Source organism: Caballeronia glathei (genome assembly GCF_000698595.1).
Lineage (GTDB): Bacteria > Pseudomonadota > Gammaproteobacteria > Burkholderiales > Burkholderiaceae > Caballeronia > Caballeronia glathei.
Map to the genome: position 1 here is coordinate 1 of NZ_JFHC01000159.1, position 4,738 is coordinate 4,738.

At 64.5% G+C, this 4,738-nt stretch carries 4 protein-coding genes; 3 read left to right on the forward strand and 1 reads right to left on the reverse strand.

Annotation, left to right across the window (positions count from 1 at the left end; all coding sequences use genetic code 11):
• Positions 1 to 206: 206 nt before the first annotated feature.
• On the reverse strand, positions 207 to 995 hold the full coding sequence (locus BG61_RS37610) for a GntR family transcriptional regulator (protein WP_035936981.1): 789 nt from the start codon (positions 993 to 995) through the stop codon (positions 207 to 209).
• Positions 996 to 1,555: 560 nt separating this feature from the next.
• On the opposite strand from BG61_RS37610, the gene BG61_RS37615 reads away from it, so the two are divergent.
• The 3 genes from BG61_RS37615 to prpB all read left to right on the forward strand — a co-directional run bounded on the left by BG61_RS37615 (position 1,556) and on the right by prpB (position 4,589).
• On the forward strand, positions 1,556 to 2,542 hold the full coding sequence (locus tag BG61_RS37615) for a malate dehydrogenase (RefSeq protein WP_035936979.1): 987 nt from the start codon (positions 1,556 to 1,558) through the stop codon (positions 2,540 to 2,542).
• A 149-nt stretch (positions 2,543 to 2,691) separates the two neighbouring features.
• Positions 2,692 to 3,702, forward strand: coding sequence for an HpcH/HpaI aldolase/citrate lyase family protein (locus BG61_RS37620; protein ID WP_035936977.1), 1,011 nt, complete (start codon positions 2,692 to 2,694; stop codon positions 3,700 to 3,702).
• Between the two features lie 2 nt (positions 3,703 to 3,704).
• On the forward strand, positions 3,705 to 4,589 hold the full coding sequence (prpB, locus tag BG61_RS37625; protein WP_035936975.1) for a methylisocitrate lyase: 885 nt from the start codon (positions 3,705 to 3,707) through the stop codon (positions 4,587 to 4,589).
• Positions 4,590 to 4,738: the final 149 nt, after the last annotated feature.

Sequence of the window (4,738 nt, forward strand, 5' to 3'; positions counted from 1 at the left end):
GCCTTGGTTTTTTTACGGCTTCAGCCATGCTAGACCCCAACTTTGTTATCACACCAATCCGCGATTTTAGCCCCTTTTCATATCGCGCTGCAGCGAAACACCGCATAAGACTCTATTGCGGCGCGCGATAAAAAAGGGCTTTGCGAGTGACATGCGCGCCGTCTGCGGAGCCGACGCGCCGCCCTTACCGCTCTACGTCATCCAGTTCAACTCAAGTCGTTCTGATAGTAGTAGCCAGTCGTGACATACCAGCCTCGACGCACTTCGACCGGCCGGTCGCCATACGTATAGGACACCCGTTCGACGGACAGCAGCGGAAAACCGGGCGCGACGTTCAACAGTTCGGCGACCGCAGCATCGGCCGCGACTGCGCGGATCTTCTCCGAAGCCCGGATCATGCGCGTGCCGAACTCCGTTTCGAACATCGCGTAGAGCGGACCCTTGTATTCGGCGAGACGCTCGGCCGTCAGCCCGCGAAACACCGCGCCCGGCAGCCAGATTTCATCGAAGACGGTCGTCTCGCCATCAAACTGCAACAAACGCTTGATAAGAACGACGGGATCGGCGGGCTTCAGGTCGAGCTGGCGCGCGATTTCGGCGGGCGCGCGAAGGCGCCGGCATTCGAGCAGGCGGCTGACATGGGGATGAGCGTCGCCGTCCTCGGGCAGAAGGCGCAGGAAGCGGAATTGCACCCGGTCTTCGTTGTGCGTCGCAACAAACGTGCCCTTGCCCTGACGGCGAACCAGCAGGTTGTCGGCGGCGAGTTCGTCGATGGCCTTGCGCACCGTGCCCTGGCTCACCTTGTAGCGCGCGGCCAGTTCGACTTCGCTCGGAATGATTTCACCGGGCTTCCATTCACCCGACTCGAGCCCCTGCGTGATGAGGGCCTTGATCTGCTGGTAGAGCGGGCTGAACGTCGGCGACGACGCTGGCGCAACTTCAGTCGCGCCAGCGCCGCCGTTAGGGGTCGTCGTGCTCGCCGGGTTCGAATTCATGCGCGCATTTCATCATAAAGGGCGCCGCCGCGTCCAGAGATTTCCCACGGATTCCTATGTCTTATATAAGACATAAGATACTGTTGACTTTACCCCCGGCGAATCCTACACTCCTTGTCGAGCAAGGGTTTGCGGGTCATTGCAGGGTCGAGGGAAATGTCGGCCCGAAGCGCCTGGAGCGGTTTTACAACAGGCGCCCCGCGCACTATACCGCGTGGCAGGCCCTGTCGCTCTCGCCGAACGGCTTTCGATTCGCCCGCCGCTGCCTGTATCGCCTTGCAACGTCCCGCGCCACCTCGAAACGCCAGGCCGCGGCGAGAGCCGGCGCCGCCGCCCGGTGCGGATCCCGAGCTCGGAAGAAGATTCACGGCATGGCAGTCGCGTGAAGCCGCGCCCCGTGCGGTCGAAACGAACGGCGGCATCCGCGCGAAAGGCTGATTCCATGGGCGTTTCGGCGCGATCGAGGGCAGCGCGACCGACATGCTCCATCATCGCTTTGCGTAACGCGCATAAAATGGCGTTTTCCTTAGCGTCCCACGCACCGTCCAGGAGATTTTTCAATGGCTAAGTCCGCAAAGCGCGTTGCCGTCACCGGCGCCGCAGGTCAAATCGGTTACTCGCTGCTGTTTCGCATCGCCAACGGCGATCTGCTCGGCAAAGACCAGCCGGTGATCCTTCAACTGCTCGACCTGCCGCAAGCGCAAGCCGCCGTGAAGGGCGTCGTCATGGAGCTGGAAGACTGCGCGTTCCCGCTCCTGGCCGGCGTCGTCGTCACGGACGATCCGAAGGTCGCGTTCAAGGACGCCGACGTCGCGCTGCTCGTCGGTGCGCGTCCGCGTTCGAAGGGCATGGAGCGCAAGGATCTGCTGTCGGCCAACGCCGAGATCTTCACGGTGCAGGGCAAGGCGCTCAACGACGTGGCGAGCCGCGACGTGAAGGTGCTGGTCGTCGGCAACCCGGCGAACACGAACGCCTACATCGCGATGAAATCGGCGCCGGACCTGCCGAAGAAGAACTTCACGGCCATGCTGCGCCTCGACCACAACCGTGCGCTGTCGCAACTCGCGGCGAAATCGGGCAAGCCGGTCGCGTCGATCGAGAAACTCGCCGTGTGGGGCAACCACTCGCCGACGATGTACCCGGACTTCCGCTTCGCCACCGCCGAAGGCCAGTCGCTCACGAAGCTGATCAACGACGACGAATGGAACCGCAACACGTTCATCCCGACCGTCGGCAAGCGCGGCGCGGCGATCATCGAGGCGCGCGGCCTGTCGTCGGCGGCTTCGGCGGCCAATGCGGCGATCGACCACGTGCGTGACTGGGTGCTCGGCACGAACGGCAAGTGGGTGACGATGGGCATTCCGTCGGACGGTTCGTACGGCATCCCCGAAGACATCCTCTACGGCGTGCCGGTCACGTGCGAGAACGGCGAATACAAGCGCGTCGAAGGCCTGGAAATCGACGCGTTCTCGCGCGAAAAGATGGACGGCACGCTGAACGAACTGCTCGAGGAACGCGACGGCGTCGCGCATCTGCTCGGCAAGTAACGCTGTCGGAGAAGCCGCGTTCCGGCTTCTCGAGCACGCGGGCGCGAGGCTTCGTGCCGCCGCCCGCGGCTGATCCGAGCGCGCTTGAACACGGGTTCGAGCGCGTCCGGATCGGTACCTTTTCACCCTCAATTCGACCGACGCCGACGATGCGCGCTCTCACCCCCGCCGAAGTGCTGTTTGACGGCGAAGTGCAACCCGCTGTTCTGCCCCCGTGCGATCACTACGCCGGCAGCGAGAAGCTCATCCGGAAGTCGCTCGCGCTGCAGGTGCAACTCGGGCCGGTCTTCGACGTCACGCTGGATTGCGAAGACGGCGCGCAGGTCGGCCAGGAAGCGGCGCATGCGGAGCTCGTCGCGTCGTTCATCGGCGGCGAGGACGACCGCTTCGGCCGGGTCGGCGTGCGCATCCACGATTTCCAGAACCGCGCGTGGCGCGACGACGTGCGCATCATCCTGCGCAACGCGAAAAAGCCGCCGGCCTATGTCACGCTGCCGAAGATCCGCAGCGTCTTCGACGCCGCCGAAATGGTCGCGTTCGTCGAGGCGTCGCGCTGCGAACTCGGCATCGATGCGCCGATTCCCTGCCATTTGCTGATTGAGACGCATGGCGCGCTCGCTGAAGTTTTCGAACTCGCCGCGCTGCCCGGCGTAGAAGCGCTGAGCTTCGGCCTGATGGACTTCGTTTCCGCGCACAACGGCGCGATTCCCGATACCGCGATGCGCTCGCCCGGCCAGTTCGAGCATCCGCTCGTGCGCCGCGCGAAGCTGGAGATCGCGGCGGCGTGCCATGCGCACGGCAAGGTGGCGTCGCACAACGTCTCGACTGAAGTGCGCGACATGAGCGTCATCGCGAACGATGCGGCGCGCGCCCGCAACGAGTTCGGCTACACGCGCATGTGGAGCATCCACCCGGCGCAGATCGAGCCGATCGTGTCGGCGTTTTCGCCGCGCGCCGACGAGGTCGCCGTCGCCGCTTCGATCCTGCTCGCGGCCCAGCAGGCACAATGGGGCCCGACGCGCTATCAGGACACGCTGCACGACCGCGCGAGTTACCGCTATTACTGGTCGGTGCTGCGCCGCGCGCATGCCACCGGCCGGGCGATGCCGGCAGGCGCGGATGCGCTTTTCGGCCCTGAAGCATCCACGAGAGGAAGCTGAACATGACGATCACTTCCGCAGGCGCACATTTTCGCGCGGCCGTCGCGGCCGAGAAGCCGCTGCAACTCGTCGGCGCGATCAACGCCAACCACGCGCTGCTCGCGAAACATGCCGGATTCAAGGCGATCTACCTGTCGGGCGGCGGCGTCGCGGCGGGCTCGCTCGGCCTGCCCGACCTCGGCATCTCGACCCTCGACGACGTCCTCACCGACGTGCGCCGCATCACCGACGTCTGCGACCTGCCGCTGATGGTCGACGTCGATACGGGCTTCGGGCCGAGCGCGTTCAACATCGCGCGCACCGTGAAGTCGCTGATCAAGGCGGGCGCGGGCGCGATGCACATCGAGGACCAGGTCGGCGCGAAGCGCTGCGGGCATCGGCCGGGCAAGGCAATCGTCTCGCAGCAGGAAATGGTCGATCGCGTGAAGGCGGCCGTCGATGCGCGCACGGACGAAAACTTCGTCGTCATGGCGCGCACCGACGCGCTCGCGGTCGAAGGCCTGCAGTCGGCGATCGACCGTGCGCGGGCCTGCGTCGAAGCGGGCGCGGACATGATCTTCCCCGAGGCGATGACGGAACTCGGCATGTACAGGCAGTTCGTCGACGCCGTGAAGGTGCCGGTCCTCGCGAACATCACCGAATTCGGCTCGACGCCGCTATTCACCGTCGACGAGTTGCGCAGCGTGGATGTGTCGATCGTGCTGTATCCGTTGTCCGCGTTTCGCGCGATGAACAAGGCCGCCGAAAACGTCTACCGGACGATTCGCCGCGACGGCACGCAGCAGGCCGTCGTCGACACGATGCAGACGCGCAGCGAACTGTACGAAAGCATCGGCTATCACGCGTACGAGCAGAAGCTCGACGCACTGTTCAGTCAGAACAAGTAACGCGTTTCACACCGGCAATCATCTTGCATGGGACGAGAGCAAGCGCTAAAGCGCTGACTCTGGTCGACAAAGGAGACTTGGGGCGATGAGCGATACCGCAACAACCGAAGCGCCTGCTGCCGCGGGCGCTTTCAAGCCGAAGAAATCCG

Coding starts and splice junctions, on each gene's coding strand:
- BG61_RS37610 (WP_035936981.1), bottom strand. CDS start 995: ATGAATTCGAACCCGGCGAGCACGACGACCCCTAACGGCGGCGCTGGC.
- BG61_RS37615 (WP_035936979.1), top strand. CDS start 1,556: ATGGCTAAGTCCGCAAAGCGCGTTGCCGTCACCGGCGCCGCAGGTCAA.
- prpB (WP_035936975.1), top strand. CDS start 3,705: ATGACGATCACTTCCGCAGGCGCACATTTTCGCGCGGCCGTCGCGGCC.
- BG61_RS37620 (WP_035936977.1), top strand. CDS start 2,692: ATGCGCGCTCTCACCCCCGCCGAAGTGCTGTTTGACGGCGAAGTGCAA.